The 16984-nt window shown below is 51.8% G+C and carries 14 protein-coding genes; 13 read left to right on the top strand and 1 reads right to left on the bottom strand.

The window, feature by feature from the left end:
• The first annotated feature begins 47 nt into the window (after nt 1-47).
• From bamA to dnaE, 8 genes are all read left to right on the top strand, one after another.
• Nucleotides 48-2723, top strand: coding sequence for an outer membrane protein assembly factor BamA (gene bamA, locus AAC019_RS02560; RefSeq protein ID WP_339896991.1), 2676 nt, complete (start codon nt 48-50; stop codon nt 2721-2723).
• A gap of 106 nt (nt 2724-2829) precedes the next feature.
• Entirely contained in the window at nt 2830-3351 is a 522-nt protein-coding gene (locus AAC019_RS02555) for an OmpH family outer membrane protein (RefSeq protein ID WP_339896990.1), read from the top strand.
• Between the two features lie 17 nt (nt 3352-3368).
• On the top strand, nt 3369-4397 hold the full coding sequence (lpxD, locus tag AAC019_RS02550) for a UDP-3-O-(3-hydroxymyristoyl)glucosamine N-acyltransferase (protein WP_339896989.1): 1029 nt from the start codon (nt 3369-3371) through the stop codon (nt 4395-4397).
• Nucleotides 4398-4477: 80 nt separating this feature from the next.
• On the top strand, nt 4478-4915 hold the full coding sequence (fabZ, locus tag AAC019_RS02545; RefSeq protein WP_339896988.1) for a 3-hydroxyacyl-ACP dehydratase FabZ: 438 nt from the start codon (nt 4478-4480) through the stop codon (nt 4913-4915).
• Between the two features lie 18 nt (nt 4916-4933).
• Nucleotides 4934-5710: an acyl-ACP--UDP-N-acetylglucosamine O-acyltransferase gene (lpxA, locus tag AAC019_RS02540; protein ID WP_339897111.1), complete on the top strand. Its 777-nt coding sequence runs from the start codon at nt 4934-4936 to the stop codon at nt 5708-5710.
• 8 nt (nt 5711-5718) lie between these two features.
• Nucleotides 5719-6894: a lipid-A-disaccharide synthase gene (gene lpxB / locus AAC019_RS02535; RefSeq protein WP_339896987.1), complete on the top strand. Its 1176-nt coding sequence runs from the start codon at nt 5719-5721 to the stop codon at nt 6892-6894.
• Nucleotides 6895-6933: 39 nt separating this feature from the next.
• Nucleotides 6934-7539 carry a ribonuclease HII gene (gene rnhB / locus AAC019_RS02530; RefSeq protein ID WP_339896986.1) on the top strand — a complete coding sequence of 202 codons (606 nt, stop codon included), beginning with the start codon at nt 6934-6936 and terminating at the stop codon, nt 7537-7539.
• 8 nt (nt 7540-7547) lie between these two features.
• Entirely contained in the window at nt 7548-11051 is a 3504-nt protein-coding gene (gene dnaE, locus AAC019_RS02525) for a DNA polymerase III subunit alpha (RefSeq protein ID WP_339896985.1), read from the top strand.
• A 217-nt stretch (nt 11052-11268) separates the two neighbouring features.
• On the opposite strand, the gene AAC019_RS02520 is transcribed toward dnaE, so the two are convergent.
• Nucleotides 11269-11757, bottom strand: coding sequence for a MarR family transcriptional regulator (locus AAC019_RS02520; RefSeq protein ID WP_339896984.1), 489 nt, complete (start codon nt 11755-11757; stop codon nt 11269-11271).
• A gap of 311 nt (nt 11758-12068) precedes the next feature.
• Between AAC019_RS02520 and ectA the strand changes: the two genes are divergently transcribed.
• The 5 genes from ectA (at nt 12069) to AAC019_RS02495 (ending at nt 16818) form a co-directional block, all read left to right on the top strand.
• Nucleotides 12069-12566 carry a diaminobutyrate acetyltransferase gene (ectA, locus tag AAC019_RS02515; protein WP_339896983.1) on the top strand — a complete coding sequence of 166 codons (498 nt, stop codon included), beginning with the start codon at nt 12069-12071 and terminating at the stop codon, nt 12564-12566.
• A 79-nt stretch (nt 12567-12645) separates the two neighbouring features.
• A complete protein-coding gene (gene ectB, locus AAC019_RS02510; protein ID WP_339896982.1) occupies nt 12646-13920 on the top strand; it encodes a diaminobutyrate--2-oxoglutarate transaminase in 1275 nt (424 codons plus the stop codon).
• 73 nt (nt 13921-13993) lie between these two features.
• Nucleotides 13994-14392: an ectoine synthase gene (locus AAC019_RS02505; RefSeq protein WP_339896981.1), complete on the top strand. Its 399-nt coding sequence runs from the start codon at nt 13994-13996 to the stop codon at nt 14390-14392.
• 78 nt (nt 14393-14470) lie between these two features.
• Entirely contained in the window at nt 14471-15907 is a 1437-nt protein-coding gene (locus tag AAC019_RS02500) for an aspartate kinase (protein ID WP_339896980.1), read from the top strand.
• Entirely contained in the window at nt 15895-16818 is a 924-nt protein-coding gene (locus tag AAC019_RS02495) for a tetratricopeptide repeat protein (RefSeq protein WP_339896979.1), read from the top strand. The genes AAC019_RS02500 and AAC019_RS02495 overlap by 13 nt, the downstream gene beginning before the upstream one ends.
• Nucleotides 16819-16984: the final 166 nt, after the last annotated feature.

Here is a 16984-nt window from a genome sequence, read left to right as displayed (position 1 = left end):
GGCGTTGTGTTTGTACTAACTCATAATCCAAAAATAGAACGAATTATATGATGCAAGTTTCCATTCGATTATTCGGCCTGCTGTTGGCGGTGTGCTTTTCAGTTGCGGTACACGCCCAAACCTTCCGGGTCAATGATATACGTGTCGAGGGCTTGCAACGGGTCTCTGCCGGTACCGTGTTTAGTGCTTTGCCGATTAGGGTTGGTGACACCCTGTCATCGGTCGATTTGCAAAATGCCACCCGGGAGCTGTTTAAAGTCGGCTTGTTTACCGATGTATCGATTGGCCGCGATGGCGATGTCTTAGTGTTAATGGTTAAAGAGCGCCCGGCGATTAACGAAATCACCATTGAAGGCAACAAGGTTATTAAAACCGAGCAGTTAATGGAGAGCCTGACCGACAACGGTTTGTCGGAAGGGCAAATTTATCAAAGCGCGACCCTCAACGGCATTAGTCAGGCGCTGGAGCGTGAGTATATTGGCCAGGGCCGCTATGGCGCCTCGGTTGATATTGAAGTGGAAGATCTGCCGCGCAACCAGGTTAAGGTGCTTATTACCATTGATGAAGGTGAGACGGCGCGCATTAAAAAAATTAACGTGGTTGGCAATAAAGCCTTTGATAACGAGACCTTGCTCGATCTTTTTGAGTTGCAAACCACAGGTTGGTTGTCGTGGATTACCGGCGACGATAAATACAACCGCGAAAAACTAACGGGCGATATTGAACGGGTTGAATCTTATTACCTTGACCGTGGTTATTTAGGTTTTAATCTCGACTCTACGCAAGTGTCTTTAAGCCCGGACAAATCTCAGGTATTTATTACCCTTAACGTTATAGAGGGTGATGTCTATAAAGTCAGTGAAATTGATCTGGCTGGTGACCCGGCGATTGCCGAGCAGTATATTCGCCGCTTAATCTTGCTGCGCGAGGGGCAGACCTTTTCGCAAACCTTAATGACGACCACCTCTGAATATATTACCAATCGCTTAGGTAACGAGGGTTATACCTTTGCCGAGGTTGAAGGTATCCCAGAGCGCAACGAAGAAGATAAAACCGTAAAAGTTACCTTCTTTATCGATCCGAAAAAACGCGCCTATGTTCGCCGCATTAACTTCCGTGGCAATACCAGCACCAAAGATAATGTGTTGCGCCGCGAGATGCGGCAAATGGAGGGTGGTTCTGCCTCAACTGCTCAAATCGAGCACTCTAAGGTTCGCCTTGAGCGGCTTGGCTTCTTTAAAGAGGTAACGGTTGATACAGTCGAAGTGCCAGGCGTTGCCGATCAGGTAGACGTTGACTTTACCGTAGAAGAGCAGCCCTCGGGCAGCATGGGCTTGCAGGTGGGTTATGCGCAGTATTCCGGTTTACTGCTGTCGGGTAATATTCAGCAAAACAACTGGTTTGGTACCGGTAAACAGGTGGGGATCTCCGCCAGCCACTCTAAGTACCAAACTGCTTACAGCTTTAACTATAACGATCCGTACTTTACGCCCGACGGTGTCAGCCGCGGCTTTGATGTGTTTTATCAAAGCAGCGATTATGGCCAGATTAACGTCGCGGGCTATAGCACGGACGTATTTGGCGGCAATGTGAGCTTTGGTTACCCGATCTCGGATGTTGAGCGCTTAAACTTTAGTGTTGGCTTTCGTAACCTAACGGTTAAGCCCAGCTCATATTCGGTGCGCGAGATCTTGCGAACGCCGCTTTACGGCGACAACGCCGAATATATTACCCAGAGCGATTATTTAGACTTACTTGAGCAAACGACTCTGGCCAATCTCGGGGTGGTCGACGACTTCCCGGTCAATAACTATGAAACGTACCCGGTTCCCTCGGACGAGAACGATGTCAATCTGATTAAAGGTGAACCCGGCTTTTTGGATGTGCACGGCACTGAGTTTCACGACTTTGTGACCAATGTCGCCTGGGCTAAATCGACACTAAACCGCGGTATTCTGGCCACCCGGGGTGCCTCGCAGCGCCTGGGAGTAGAAATGGCGCTACCGGGCGGCGATTTGGAGTACTACAAAGTTACCTATGATGCGCAGATGTTTCAGCCGCTTACCCGTAACCTGACGTTGCGCCTGCGTACCAGCCTGGGATATGCCGACTCCTACGGTAAAACAGAAGAGCTGCCCTTTTTTGAGCATTACTACGCCGGTGGGTTTGGCTCGGTGCGTGGGTTTGAGCGAAACAGCCTGGGGCCGAGGGCGACACCACCTGAGAGCCCTTATACTGTCAGCACTGTTTGGGATGATCTGAATGGTGACGGGATTGTTGATGGCGGAGAAACCGGGCAGCCGGTGTACGTTCTGTGTGAAGATCCGGAGCTTGGGGTAGCGGGGCAAGCCACCACGTGTCGCCCAGGCCAGCTGATGACCACCCGGAGAAGTGTAGTGACCGACCAGTCTAACTCGTTTGGCGGCAACTTTTTGGTGGAAACTAGTATTGAGCTGTTGTTTCCGCTGCCATTTATCGAAGATCAGCGCTCGTTCCAGACGGCCTTTTTTATCGATGCGGGTAATGTTTTTGATACAAACTGTAGTTCTACCCAATATAACTGTTATGATTTCGCCCTTGATCGCATTAGTTCAGCCGCCGGTATCGGTGTAACCTGGATCTCGAGCTTTGGGCCTTTGACCTTCAGTTTGTCTAAGCCGCTGCATAAAAACGAGTTTGACCGCGAAGAGAGCTTTCAATTCTCGATGGGTCGCACCTTTTAAACAGTACGCCTTGTGTGGCGTAGAGTGCGGCTTGCCAGCGGGCCCACGATGGGATGAACGGATCATTTAATAGATAAATACGACTACAACTATAGAGGAAAGCGTTGTGAACATTGTGAAGAATTTGCTACTTGCTATGACATTGACTGCCACGGCCGTGACGGCTAGCTCGGCAATGGCTGCTGATAAAGTGGTTGTACTGGATATGCAGGCAGCTATTTTGGGTACCGACCTTGCCAAAAAGAGCATGGACACCCTGCAAAAAAACGCAGAGTTCACCGCCATGCGCGCCAAGCTAGAGAGCTTGGTGGCCGATATTAAAACGCTGCAAGAGAGCGCGGAAAAAGACGGAATGACATGGTCAGAAGACAAGTTGGCCGAGCACCGCAAAAAAATTGAATACTTGCGTGCCGATTACGAGCTGGCGCAAAAGAAGCTACAGGCAGAACAGCAGCAAGTGCTGCAACGCGTGCAGCAAGAGATCGCACCTAAGGTTCGCCCGGTACTTGAGAAGCTTATCGAAGACGAAAAGATTGGCATGATCATCAATGCTCAGTCGGTTTTTCATGCCGATGCTGATCACGATATTACCGCCCAGCTTGTTGAGCGCCTGAATAAATCTCAGTAATTTGTGTGGAAGAGTGAGTGACTAACTACACCCTCCGCCAGCTGGCGGATTACCTCAGTGCTGAGATTGATGAGAGCAATGCCGGTTTAGCAATAACCGGCATTGCTGGTTTGGTTTCGGCTAAAAGTGATCAGATTAGCTTTTTATCCGGTGCGGCCTACCTAAAGTACCTGCCAGATTGTCAGGCTGGCGCGGTCATTTTGCGTGCGAACGATGCCGAACACTATCACGGCGTCTCTCTGATTGTAGAGAACCCCTATTTGGCTTATGCGCGCTTAAGCAAGTTGTTTGATCGCAGCGCCGGCTCTGTTGTGCATTCGGTTCACGAGTCTGCGGTGCTGGCGAGCAATGTACGCCTTGGGGAAAATGTAAGCATAGGTGCCAATGCCGTTGTAGAAAGTGGTGCGGTATTGGGCGATGAGGCAATTATTGGTCCTGGCTGCTACATCGGCGCTGATGTTCAGGTGGGCGCGCGCACACGCATAGCGGCTAATGCCTCGATATATCACGGCGTTGTGATTGGTGACGATTCACTGCTGCACAGTAACTGCGTGATTGGTGCCGACGGGTTTGGCTTTGCCCCCGATAGTGACGGCCGCTGGTGTAAAATCCACCAACTCGGTAGTGTCATCATTGGCGATCGTGTCGAAATTGGTGCCTCTACCACGATCGACCGTGGTGCCTTAGATGATACTGTGATTTGCAATGGCGTAAAAATCGATGATCAGGTGCATATCGCGCACAATTGCCGTATTGGTGAAAATACCGCGATTGCGGCCAATTGTGGCTTGGCTGGTAGCACGATTATAGGCCGTAATTGTACTTTGGCTGGTGCCGTGGGAATCGTTGGGCATTTAGAGGTGACCGACAATGTTCACATTACCGGAATGACCATGGTGACCAAGTCGATCTCCACACCCGGCAGCTACAGCTCGGGTAGTAGTGCTATTGATACCCGTGAGTGGCGAAAAAACGCCGTCCGGTTCAATCAGCTCAATGACATCGCCTCCAGACTTAAAGCCCTGGAAAACGACCGTAATAAGTAAGCTTGCCTTAGTGGCGGCAAATTTTTGTCGCCTTTAGGTGAGCTCAACCTGCGTATTAGTGCTAATAAGGCCACATAAAAATGATGGACGTAAACGAAATTCGACAATACCTTCCGCACCGCTACCCGATGCTTTTGGTGGATCGAGTGGTGGAGTTGGTAGAGGGTGAATCTATTGTCGCCTATAAAAATATCTCCATCAATGAAGATGTTTTTAACGGGCACTTTCCGGATTTTCCGGTTTTCCCGGGTGTGTTGATTCTGGAAGCCCTAGCGCAGGCCTCAGGTGTGCTCGGCTTCAAAACCATGGATAAGAAACCGCAAGACGGCTCTATCTATTTGTTTGCCGGTGTCGATGACGTGCGCTTTAAGCGTCAGGTAATCCCTGGCGACCGGCTGCAACTCGAATCGCAAATTATTTCATCCAAGCGCGGCGTTTGGAAGTTTGCCTGTAAGGCAACCGTTGACGGTGAGCTTGCCGCCTCCGCAACGATTCTGTGCGCTGACCGCAAAGTCTAACCGAGAGGCTTGAATCAGTTGACCTTGATAGCTCCTCAGGCAATTATTCACCCGGATGCGAAACTTGCAGATGATGTAAGGGTGGGACCGTGGACCATTATTGGCCCAGATGTCGAAATTGGGTCTGGCAGCGTCATCGCCTCGCACGTTGTCATCAAAGGGCCGACGCAGATCGGGAAGAACAATCAGATCTTTCAGTTCTCAACCATCGGTGAAGACACCCCCGACCTTAAATACAGAGGTGAGCCCACGCGGCTGGTTATTGGTGATCACAACATCATTCGTGAAGGGGTAACCATTCATCGCGGTACAGTTCAGGATCGCTCTGAAACCACTATCGGTAACCACAACTTAATTATGGCCTATGTTCATATTGGCCACGACAGTGTATTGGGGGATCATTGCATCCTCGTTAATAACACATCCCTGGCCGGGCATGTTGTGGTGGGTGACTGGGCCATTCTCAGCGGCTTCACTCTGGTGCATCAGTTTTGTAACATTGGCGCTCACAGTTTTAGTGGTATGGGCAGCGCTATTGGTAAGGATGTGCCCGCCTATGTGTTGGTCAATGGCGCCCCTGCGGCGGCTAAAAGTATCAATGCTGAGGGGATGCGTCGCCGGGGCTTTAGTAAAGACGAAATTGCCGCGGTGAACCGCGCGTTTAAAATTATTTACCGCCGCGGCCTGACTGTGGATGAGGCTTTGCTGCAGCTGGAGCCGCTGGCCTTAGAGTTTCCCGCAGTACGCCCTATGATTGATTCGCTGAACACCTCAAAGCGCGGCATCGTCCGCTGAGCGGAGCTATGACTCAGACGCTAAAAGTCGGTATTGTGGCCGGAGAGGCTTCAGGCGATATTCTGGGCGCGGGTTTGATTCGCGCGTTAAAGAAACATTATCCGCATATTGAGTTTGCCGGTATCGGTGGGCCGCGAATGCTGGCCGAGGGCTTTCACTCGTTTTTTCCGCAAGACCGGCTGGCGGTGATGGGGCTGATTGAGCCGCTTAAACGCTTGCCAGAGCTGTTGCGTATCCGGCGTTTTTTAATCGATCACTTTAGTGAGCAGCAGCCCGCCGTTTTTATCGGTATCGACTCGCCCGACTTCAACTTAACCCTAGAGCAAAAGCTGCATGAAAACGGCGTAAAAACCGTTCATTATGTTAGCCCATCGGTTTGGGCCTGGCGCCAGGGGCGCATTAAAAAGATTCGCCGCGCCGTCGATTTGATGCTGACACTCTTACCGTTTGAGGCGCAGTTTTACCGCGATCACGGTGTTCCGGTGCAATTTGTCGGACACACTCTGGCGGATGATATTCCGTTGCACACGGACACCGCCGTAGCGCGCAGTCAGCTAATGCTCGATTTGCCCGGCGAGACGCCGGTGGTCGCACTTTTGCCGGGCAGTCGACAGGGAGAGGTTGAGCGGCTTGGCCCGATTTTTTATCAAGCGGCCCGTTTATGTTTAAAGCAGCGTCCCGGGCTTAGGTTCGTCTTGCCCGCCGCTAGTGGTCATCGCTACCGGCAAATTCACCAGCAACTGAGCGAATACAGTGATTTGCCCGTAACTCTGGTGCAGGGTAAATCTCACGAGGTGATGGCGGCGGCCGATGTGGTTGTGTTGGCATCCGGCACGACGGCACTCGAGGCGATGCTGCTGAAAAAACCAATGGTGGTTAGTTATAAAATGGGCTGGCTGTCCTACCAAATTATCTCCGCCATGTTGCGGGTGCCCTATGTCTCACTGCCTAATTTATTGGCGGGAGAAGAGCTGGTGCCAGAGCTTATTCAGGGTGACGCAACCGCCGAGGGGATTGCAACGCAGGTGCTAGCGTATTTTGATCAGCCGGATGAGGTTGCAACACTGAAAGAGCGTTTTTTACAGTTGCATGAGACGCTGCGTTGTAACGCCAGTGCGGCAGCCGCGAATGCCGTGGTTAACCTTATCGATGGCGTAGCGTTAGACGTGCCCGCGCAAGACTAAAGCCATCTATCTGGCAAGTGTCATTATCTGGAGTAAATTATGGAGCCGTTTGTCTCTTGCTATAAAGGGAACTTAGGTGCCGGTGTCGATGAAGTGGGGCGTGGCCCCTTGGCCGGTGATGTAGTCGCGGCAGCGGTTATTCTCGATCCGGGCAACCCTATCGACGGGCTAAACGACTCCAAAAAACTGACGGAAAAACGCCGACTTTACCTTTTTGATCTTATTAAAGAACAAGCACTAAGCTATTGCATCGCCCGAGCCAGTGTTGCCGAGATCGACTCTATCAATATATTGCAGGCGAGCTTGCTGGCAATGCAGCGCGCGGTTGACGGTTTATCGGTAACGCCAGAGCATGTGTGGGTGGATGGCAATAAAATACCTCGCTGGGAGTACAGTGCCGAGGCCGTGGTAAAAGGGGATAGTCGGGTAGCCGCCATAAGTGCCGCCTCTATTTTAGCTAAGGTTACTCGCGATGCCGAGATGGTTGCGTTTGACAAAATCTATCCCGGTTACGGCTTTGCCGGGCACAAAGGGTATCCCACCAAAGTGCATATGGCCGCGCTGGCCAAGCTTGGGGTTAGCGATATTCACCGCCGCTCGTTTGCACCGGTTAAGCAGCAACTAGAACAACTGACTATTTTTTAACGGTATCTATGACAGCTCAATTTGTACACCTTCGCCTGCATACCGAGTACTCGCTATCGGATAGCTTGATTCGCATTAAGCCTTTGGCGGCACGCTTGCAAGAGCTTGGTATGCCCGCTTGCGGCGTATCCGATCAGACTAATTTTTACGGTTTGATTAAGTTCTACAAGACTATGCAGGGGCAGGGGGTCAAGCCCATTGTCGGCTGTGATTTTTTAATTAATGGCGCCGACTCGGAAGCCAAGGCCACCTTAATTACTCTGTTGGCCATGGACGATACCGGCTACAAAAATATTATTGCCTTAATCTCGCGCGCTTACCAAAAAGGCCAGCAGCAAGGTGTCGCGTATGTCGAGCGCACCTGGGTCAGCGAATTCTCCGGGGGCGTTATTGCGCTATCCGGCGGGCGTTTGGGTGATGTGGGATTGTCGCTGTTGTCCGGGCGCAACGCACAGGCGCGCACCGAGCTGGCCCATTGGATGAAGGAGTTTCCCGGGCGCTTTTATCTAGAGCTACAGCGCACCGGCCGCGAATACGAAGAGTCCTACTTGCATGCAGCTGTAGCGCTCGCCGACGAAGTGCAGTGCCCAGTGGTGGCCACCAATGACGTGCGCTTTTTGCACCAGGATGACTTTGAGGTGCACGAGGCTCGTGTCTGTATTGCCGAAGGGCGCACGCTGGACGATCCGCGACGCGAGCGACGTTACTCCGAGCAGCAGTATCTGCGCTCAGCTGATGAAATGCAGGAGCTGTTTAGCGACATTCCGGAAGCACTGACAAACTCAGTCGAAATCGCGAAACGCTGTACGGTCAATATCCAGCTGGGCGATTACTTTTTGCCGCAGTACCCGATTTCCGACGGCATGACCGAAAATGAGTTTTTTGAAAAGGTCTGTCTGGAAGGGATGGATCAGCGGCTGGAAAAAATCCTGAATAAGTCGGCGCCGGATTACAGCGAGCGCTATCAGGTTTATCGTGACCGAATGCAGTTTGAGCTGGATATTATTCTGCAAATGGGGTTTCCCGGTTACTTTCTGATCGTAATGGACTTTATCCGCTGGGCCAAAGAAAACGGTATTCCGGTGGGGCCGGGCCGGGGCTCGGGTGCGGGGTCGTTAGTAGCTTACTCGCTGGAAATTACCGACCTCGACCCACTGCAGTACGACTTACTGTTTGAGCGCTTTTTGAACCCGGAGCGGGTATCGATGCCCGACTTTGACGTCGACTTTTGCATGGAGAACCGCGACCGGGTTATCAGTTATGTGGCCGAGGCTTACGGGCGCGAGGCGGTAAGCCAGATTATCACCTTCGGTACCATGGCGGCTAAGGCCGTGGTGCGCGATGTGGCCCGGGTGTTGGGTAAATCCTACGGCCTGGCCGACAAACTCTCGAAAATGATTCCGCCCACGCCGGGCATGACACTGAAGCAGGCGCTCGAAGAAGTTGAGATATTGCGCGAGCTGCTGGAGACGGACGGCGACGCACAAGAAATTTGGGATATGGCGGTTAAGCTTGAGGGCCTAACCCGCAACGTAGGTAAACACGCCGGTGGCGTGGTGATTGCGCCCAACCAGTTAATCGACTTCTCGCCGCTGTACTGCGATGAATCCGGTAAAGGGCTGGTTACTCAATACGATAAAAACGATGTCGAAGATGCCGGCCTGGTAAAGTTTGACTTTCTTGGCTTGCGTACACTCACCATCATCGATTGGGCCATGGAGATGATCAACGCCCAGCGCGCTAAAACCGATCAGCCGGCGCTGGATATCACCACCATCGATCTGGAAGATAAGCCCACTTTTGATCTGCTTAAGCGCGCCGAAACGACCGCGGTGTTTCAGCTAGAGTCGCGCGGGATGAAAGATCTGATTAAGCGCCTCAAGCCAGATAACCTCGAAGACATGATTGCACTGGTGGCACTGTTTCGCCCGGGCCCGCTGGACTCTGGGATGGTGACCGACTTTGTTAACCGTAAGCACGGTAAGGCGCAGGTTGCCTACCCCGATGCCAAGTATCAGCACGAGTGCCTTGAGCCTATTCTAAAGCCCACCTACGGGGTTATTGTTTACCAGGAACAGGTCATGCAGATCGCCCAGGAGCTGGCGGGCTACAGCCTGGGTGGCGCCGATTTGTTGCGGCGGGCGATGGGTAAGAAAAAACCCGAGGAGATGGCCAAGCAGCGCGAGATTTTTGCCGAAGGCGCGAAGGGCAAGGGCATTGACCCGACGCTGGCTATGAAAATCTTTGACTTGGTAGAGAAGTTTGCCGGTTACGGGTTTAACAAGTCCCACTCGGCTGCCTATGCACTGGTGTCTTATCAGACAGCGTGGCTAAAAGCGCATTATCCTGCGCACTTTATGGCCGCGACCATGAGCTCGGACATGGATAAAACCGATAAAGTGGTTACCTTTATCGAAGAGTGTCGCACCATGGGGCTGACGCTACTGCCCCCGGATGTTAATCGCGGCGAGCTTAAATTTACCGTTGATGACGACAACAACGTGATTTACGGCCTGGGTGCGATTAAAGGCTTGGGTGAAGGCCCGGTGGACAGCATTATTCAGGCGCGGGAGGCCGGCGGGCCCTTTAAAGATCTGTTTGATTTTTGCGCCCGCATTGACCCGCGTAAAGTGAATAAGAGGGCGCTAGAGGCCCTGATTCGCTCTGGCGCGGCTGACAACTTGGGCCCCAGCCGAAGTCTCGATCACGATCGGGCGGTTATGTTTGCCGCCATTACCGAGGCGGTTAAAGCCGCCGAGCAGAGCGCTGCAAATGCCAGTGCCGGTATGGTCGATTTATTTGGTGATGTAGTGCCGGCGGCGGCCAGCGCCGAAGATGCGTACCGGGAGTTCTCCCGGGTGCGCCCATGGTCGATGAAAGAGCGTTTAACCGCCGAGAACGAGACCCTGGGGTTGTATCTAACCGGCCACCCGATTGATGAGTACGATCAGGAAATCAATTTTCTGGTGTCGTCCCGGATTGCCAATATCACACCGGATAAAAACACTCAGCGCATTGGCGGCTTGGTGGTGGCGACGCGCACCATGAAAACCAAGCGCGGCGACACCATGGCTTTTATCACGCTGGACGATCGCACCGGGCGCATTGAGATTGCCGTGTTCTCCGATACCTTTAACGAGTGCCGTGAGTTGCTGGTTAAAGATGCGCTGTTGCTGGTGGAAGGGCAGGTGAGTCACGACGAATACAGTAACAGTCTTAAAATGCGGGCCGATGCTGTACGTAATTTGGCCGAAGTGCGGCAAGAAAAAGCCCGTGCGCTCTGTCTGTCGCTCAATGCCGGCGAGCTGGGCGCCAATGCCTCGGCGCGTCTGCGTGAGTGCCTGGAGCCTTACCGCGATGGCAAATGCCCCATTGTGATTGCCTATCAGCGATCGGATGCCCGCTGTCAGCTACGCTTGGGGGCTGAGTGGAGCGTGCGCCCGGAGGATGACTTACTGCAGCAGTTGCGGGATGACTTTGGCGCCGGCAGCGTCCGGCTAGATTACCGCTAACAGCCTGTCAGTGGGGGCCTGGTGCCGGAGCCGGGCTCTGTCCGCCGGATGGCGCTCTGCCGGTGTGCTTGAGCAAAACCTTTAGGGGGCTAATTAAATGGCCCCTATAGTCTCTGATGAAGTTTCTAAGGTGTTAATACGCCAGTGTTTTGAGGTCTAAGCAGTTTTTTTGGCATTTTGCGCGTAATCCGCTGCGCCCCAGCTCGCTGTGCTTAGTTTAGCCGCGTTCAATTTCACCCCGATCCAAAGCCCCTACATCCAAAAAGGGTGAGGCATCCAGCGTCTCGGCGTTCATCATCTCGGCTACCCGCTGGAGTGAAGCGATGATCATGCCTTGCTCCCAATCATTTAAGTTCTTAAAGCGCCGGACAAAATCGTCTTGCAGTGCTGTGGGCGCGCTCTCCAGAATCTTACTACCTTTATGGGTAAGCTGCGGATAAACCTTGCGTTTATCCTGCTGCGAGCGCACCCGGGTAATCAGCTCACGTTTTTCCAACCGGTCCAGCACTGTGGTTACGGTGGCTTGCGACAGACTCATATCGCGGGCGAGCTCGCTGATCGTCATGTCGCCTTTGTTTTGCAGTATCTGCATCAGCAGAAGTTGCGGCCCCGTTACAGAGGCGGTTTTGACCAGTTTCTTTGAGTGCAGGTCGGTGGCGCGAATAACCCGGCGCAGGGATACCAGCACTTCTTCTATTTTATCCATTGCGGTTCTCTGATTGGAAAGCGCGAAATTATAAGCAGCTTTTGCTTCGGGTCCTAATATTTCTGCGTCTATATGATAGTTCGATGCATTTGCCATAGTAGTGCCTCGACTGGTTCGTGTGTCTCTGGACTTACCAAAGTACTTAGTGTACTATACATTAAAACTTAGACCACTAAATATATATTTTTGGCGCAATTGATAGAAATATCGATAAATAAGCCAAAAAAACGAAATAGAGCCTCAGAAGTGATGTTTCGTCATATTTAGCGGGGTATTGTTTACTTTTAATCCTTAGGGAATAAGCATTAGTTATGAATGATTCAGATACGGTTGTATTGCGTCATCCCACAGCATCAGACGGTTATGCCGTTAATCAATTAGTGGCTGCCAACCCGCCGTTAGACCCTAACTCCATCTATTGCAATTTATTGCAGTGCTCGCACTTTGCCGATACTGCCATCGCGGCCTTCAAAGGCGATCAGATGGTTGGGTTTGCCTCTGGCTATGTATTGCCCAATGAGCCCAACGTGCTGTTTGTGTGGCAGATCGTGGTAGATAAGGCCGCGCGGGGCTTAGGTCTGGCGAAAAAGCTGGTGAAAGCACAGCTCGCCAGCGATGCCTGCCAGCAGGTCACTCATATGCACACGACTATTACGCCCGATAACGACGCCTCCTGGGGAGTGTTTAAATCCCTGGCGCGAGATCTGGATGCTGAGTTAACCAGCGGCGTTTACTTTGAAAAAGAACAGCATTTTGGCGGCGTTCACGATGATGAGCACCGCTTAGTGATTGGCCCGTTTAAGCGCTAGTAGCAGCGCTGGTGCGCACCAATAGCTGGCGCACGGCGGTCCACTCATCAATACCCAATGACTTATTTGAGGAAATAGCATGAATATTTTTAACGAAATGGAATCAGAAGTTCAGTCTTACGCACGGTCTTTTCCGGTGGTGTTTAACAAAGCAAAAGATTGCTACCTGTATACCGATTCTGGCGAGCAGTATATTGATTTTCTGTCCGGGGCCGGCTCGTTAAACTACGGCCACAACAATGACAACATTAAGCAGGCGCTGCTCGATTACATCACCGCCGATGGCATTACTCATGGCCTGGATATGCACAGCGATGCCAAACGCAATTTTTTAGAAGTGTTTCGCGATAAGATTTTAGCGCCTCGCGATATGGAGTATGTCGTACAGTTTACCGGCCCAACTGGTACCAATGCGGTAGAAGCGGCGTTAAAAATTGCCCGTAAAATAACCGGGCGTAGCAATATTGTTTCATTTACCAATGGTTTTCACGGCTGTTCACTGGGCGCTGTAGCGGTAACCGGTAACCAGCATCACCGCGGTGGTGCTAACGTTTCTTTATGTGATGTCGATCGCATGCCATTTTGCGGCTACTACGGCCGCGACGTTGATACCGTTAAAATGATGGATAAGTTGCTGTCTGACCCCTCTAGTGGTATCGATAAGCCCGCCGCGATGATCCTGGAAGCGGTACAGGGCGAGGGCGGGCTCAATGTAGCAAGTTACGAGTGGCTGCAGGCGGTCGATAAGCTTTGTAAAAAGCACGGTATTTTGTTGATTTTGGATGATATTCAGGCAGGCTGTGGCCGTACCGGTACGTTCTTTAGCTTTGAGAAAGCCGGTATTAAGCCCGACGTTATTACGCTGTCTAAATCCCTCAGCGCGTATGGCTTGCCGTTTGCCGTAGTGCTGATTAAACCCGATTTGGATCAGTGGGAGCCGGGTGAGCACAATGGTACTTTCCGTGGTAATAATCACGCGTTTGTTACCGCGGCGGCGGCAATCGAACACTACTGGAGCGACAACAAGCTGGAGCTGGCGATACAGGAAAAAGCCGAGCTAGTAACCAAGCGTTTTAAAAAGATTATTGAAACGCACGGCGAGATAACCTTAAGCCTGAAAGGGCGCGGTTTGATGCAGGGCATTGACTGTCGCACCGGCGAGTTGGCCAGTAAAGTGTGTGCTCAGGCGTTTAAAAACGGTGTGGTGATTGAAACCTCGGGTAATCATAGCCAGATTGTTAAGTGCTTTTGCCCACTGACCATTACCACAGAGGCGCTTAATGACGGCCTTGATAAGCTTGAGAATAGCTTTGCCGAAGTGTTTGAGCGTGAGAAGTTAAAAAAAGCTTCTTAACCCTTAACCGGTAAAGAGCAACTGGCGACTTTTTAGTCGCCATTTTTAATAGTGTTTAATTTTGGAGGTAACGATGATTGTACGAAATCTAAAAGATGCGGAAAAAACGGATCGTAAAATTGTTTCAGAAGGGTGGGACAGTACCCGCCTGCTTCTTAAAAACGATGGTATGGGTTTTTCATTTCACATTACGACAATCTATCGTGATGCCGAGCTGCACATGCATTATCAAAATCATCTGGAGACGGTTTACTGTGTTAGTGGTTACGGCTCCGTAGAGACCGTTGCAGACGGCAAGGTGTACCCCATCGAGCCGGGCACTGTTTACAACCTAAACCTCAACGATAAGCATATTTTGCGCGCCGACGAAGAAATGAAGTTGGCGTGTGTGTTTAACCCGCCTCTGCACGGTAAAGAAGTTCACAATGCCGAAGGTGCCTATGAGCTGGACGCCGAAGAGGTAAAAGACTAAGGCATCGATTGGGTCAATGACAGCCTCAACCGTTCAAGTTTAGTCTTCCGCAGTAACAGGTACAGCAAAGGTAAAGGTATGAATCATACAGTAGAGAAAATCGGTGGCACCTCCATGAGTGAATACTCGGCGGTGCGCGATAACGTCATCCTTAAAGGGAACAACAGTAACGATATTTACAATCGCGTGTTCGTCGTCTCAGCCTACGGCGGCATGACTGACTTACTGTTGGAGAACAAGAGCAACGGAAAGCCTGGTGTCTATGGCTTGTTTGCCAACACCAGCAACGATGACGAGTGGCATGAAGCCTTTGAAACTCTGCGCGAAAAGATGTTTGCTATTAACCTCTCGCTGTTTGGTGAGACTGAACTTGGACGGCAAGCTGATGAGTTTATCTCTCAGCGCTTGAATGATGCCGAGCGGGTGCTTACGGATCTACAGCGATTGTGCCAGCATGGCCACTTTGAGCTGCAGGCGCACCTGTTTACAGTACGCGAGATGTTAGCCAGTATCGGTGAGGCGCACAGCGCCTGGAATATGGCGCATTTGCTTAAGCGCGACGGTATTAACGCCCGCTTCGTCGATTTGTCGGGTTGGCAAGCCGAAGGCGCTGAAACCCTCGATAACATGATCGGTCAGGCGTTCGCCGGGGTTGATTACGCCACCGAGCTTCCCATCGCCACCGGCTACACTCACTGCGATAATGGCTTAATGGCGAGTTTTGATCGCGGCTATAGTGAAATGACCTTTAGCCGTATTGCCGTAATCACCGGTGCGCGTGAAGCCATTATTCATAAAGAGTACCACCTGAGCAGTGCCGACCCCCGCTTGGTGGGCGCCGATAAAGTGGTACCCATTGGCCGAACGAACTACGATGTGGCCGATCAGCTGGCCAACCTTGGTATGGAAGCGATTCACCCCCGTGCCGCTAAAGGTTTACGCCAGGCGAATATTCCGCTGCGGGTGATGAATACCTTCGAGCCGGAACACTCGGGCACCCTGATTACCGGCGACTACGTCAGTGATACCCCCAGGGTCGAGATTATTGCCGGTCGTCGTCGTGTCTACTCTATTGAGCTGTTTGATCAGGATATGATGGGTAATATCGATAGCTACGATTCAGCTATACTGAAAACCATCGCGCGCTATAAAGCGCACGTGGTGAGTAAAGATATCAATGCCAATACCATTACCCACTATGTGGGCGCTAACCTGAAAACGGTTAACCGTATTCGCCGGGTGTTGGAAGAGGCTTACCCCGATGCCGAAATTAATACCCGCAAAGTGGCGGTGGTATCGGCCATCGGCAGTGATATGAAGGTGCCGGGTATGCTGGCAAAAACCGTTTCGGCATTAAGCGAGGTGAATATCAGTATTCTCGCTATGCATCAATCTATCAGGCAGGTGGATATGCAGTTTATTCTGGATGAAGACGACTATGACCTGGCCGTACAGAGCCTGCACCGTTGCCTGATTGAAGTGCATAATCACGGGGACGCCATATGCGCGGCTTAGTTAGCGGTGCTTTAGCACTGCTATTGTTAATCGCTGTCGGTGCCGTGGCTAATGAGGCCACCAACAGCAATAGCGATGGGGCCCAGGCGGCCCCATCGTCGGTTGCAGATCCTGAGGTTCAGCAGCAGCTGCGCGATACCGTCGAAAACCTTGACGAGGCCTTGTACAGCCCGTTTATTGAGCGGTATGTGCTCGATGAACTCAAAGCGCTGCGCACAGAGATGGCCGCCCAGCGTATTGAGCTCACCGAAAAGTTGGTGGATCGTCACGTCGAATCTATCGATCGCGGTGTCAGTTATGCCACCAATACGATTACCTATTTCTTTTATCTGATCGCCGGAGTCAGCTCGATTCTGGTGCTGGTGGGCTGGACGTCTGTGCGCGATATCAAAGAGCGCATGAACAAAATTGCCGACGAGGAAGTTGGCAAACTGGTGACGACCTATGAAAAACGACTGCGAGTCATCGAGCACCAACTGACGCAAAAAACCCAGCACATCGACGCCAACCGCGAAGAGATCGAGCGCACGCAAGAGTTGCACTCGCTGTGGCTCAAGGCTGCACAAGAGACCTTATCGGCCAATAAAATCGCCATTTACGATCAAATTTTGGAGATGCGCCCGGACGACTGCGAGGCGCTTACCTACAAAGCCGACGAGGTTCTTGAGCTGGGTGAGGTGCAGTGGGCCATTAATTTGTGTCAGCACGCCCTCACCATCGACCCCGATAACGCCCACGCCTTTTATCAACTTGCCTGCGCTAAAACCATGCTGGGCAATTATGATCAGGCAATTCATTACTTGCGCGAAACCTTAGAGCGCGCCGACAGTTACCGGCAAACTGTTATGGAAGATCCCGCGCTTGAGCCGCTTTATGAGCTGGACGATTTTAAAGCCTTACTGTCGAGCTAATCCTATCGAGTCGCCGGTTGGGGTTCCAGCCGGCAAAGCTCACACAGCCCTATGGCTCAATTCTGAGACTTCTTTTTAGGGCGTCCGTTAAGGGTGGCCTGCTAACTCTCTCGTTGTACGACTTGTCCTTTACCGTGTAAGACCTACAACAAGCTAAGCTCTGCGC

The organism is uncultured Gilvimarinus sp., assembly GCF_963975215.1.
Classification (GTDB): Bacteria; Pseudomonadota; Gammaproteobacteria; order Pseudomonadales; family Cellvibrionaceae; genus Gilvimarinus.
Note: the sequence above shows the minus strand (reverse complement) of the source record. Positions and strands in the feature narration are given on the sequence as shown.

Coding starts and splice junctions, on each gene's coding strand:
- AAC019_RS02500 (WP_339896980.1), top strand. CDS start 14,471: ATGAATCATACAGTAGAGAAAATCGGTGGCACCTCCATGAGTGAATAC.
- AAC019_RS02495 (WP_339896979.1), top strand. CDS start 15,895: ATGCGCGGCTTAGTTAGCGGTGCTTTAGCACTGCTATTGTTAATCGCT.
- AAC019_RS02505 (WP_339896981.1), top strand. CDS start 13,994: ATGATTGTACGAAATCTAAAAGATGCGGAAAAAACGGATCGTAAAATT.
- AAC019_RS02520 (WP_339896984.1), bottom strand. CDS start 11,757: ATGGATAAAATAGAAGAAGTGCTGGTATCCCTGCGCCGGGTTATTCGC.
- lpxB (WP_339896987.1), top strand. CDS start 5,719: ATGACTCAGACGCTAAAAGTCGGTATTGTGGCCGGAGAGGCTTCAGGC.
- bamA (WP_339896991.1), top strand. CDS start 48: ATGATGCAAGTTTCCATTCGATTATTCGGCCTGCTGTTGGCGGTGTGC.
- ectA (WP_339896983.1), top strand. CDS start 12,069: ATGAATGATTCAGATACGGTTGTATTGCGTCATCCCACAGCATCAGAC.
- fabZ (WP_339896988.1), top strand. CDS start 4,478: ATGATGGACGTAAACGAAATTCGACAATACCTTCCGCACCGCTACCCG.
- rnhB (WP_339896986.1), top strand. CDS start 6,934: ATGGAGCCGTTTGTCTCTTGCTATAAAGGGAACTTAGGTGCCGGTGTC.
- dnaE (WP_339896985.1), top strand. CDS start 7,548: ATGACAGCTCAATTTGTACACCTTCGCCTGCATACCGAGTACTCGCTA.
- ectB (WP_339896982.1), top strand. CDS start 12,646: ATGAATATTTTTAACGAAATGGAATCAGAAGTTCAGTCTTACGCACGG.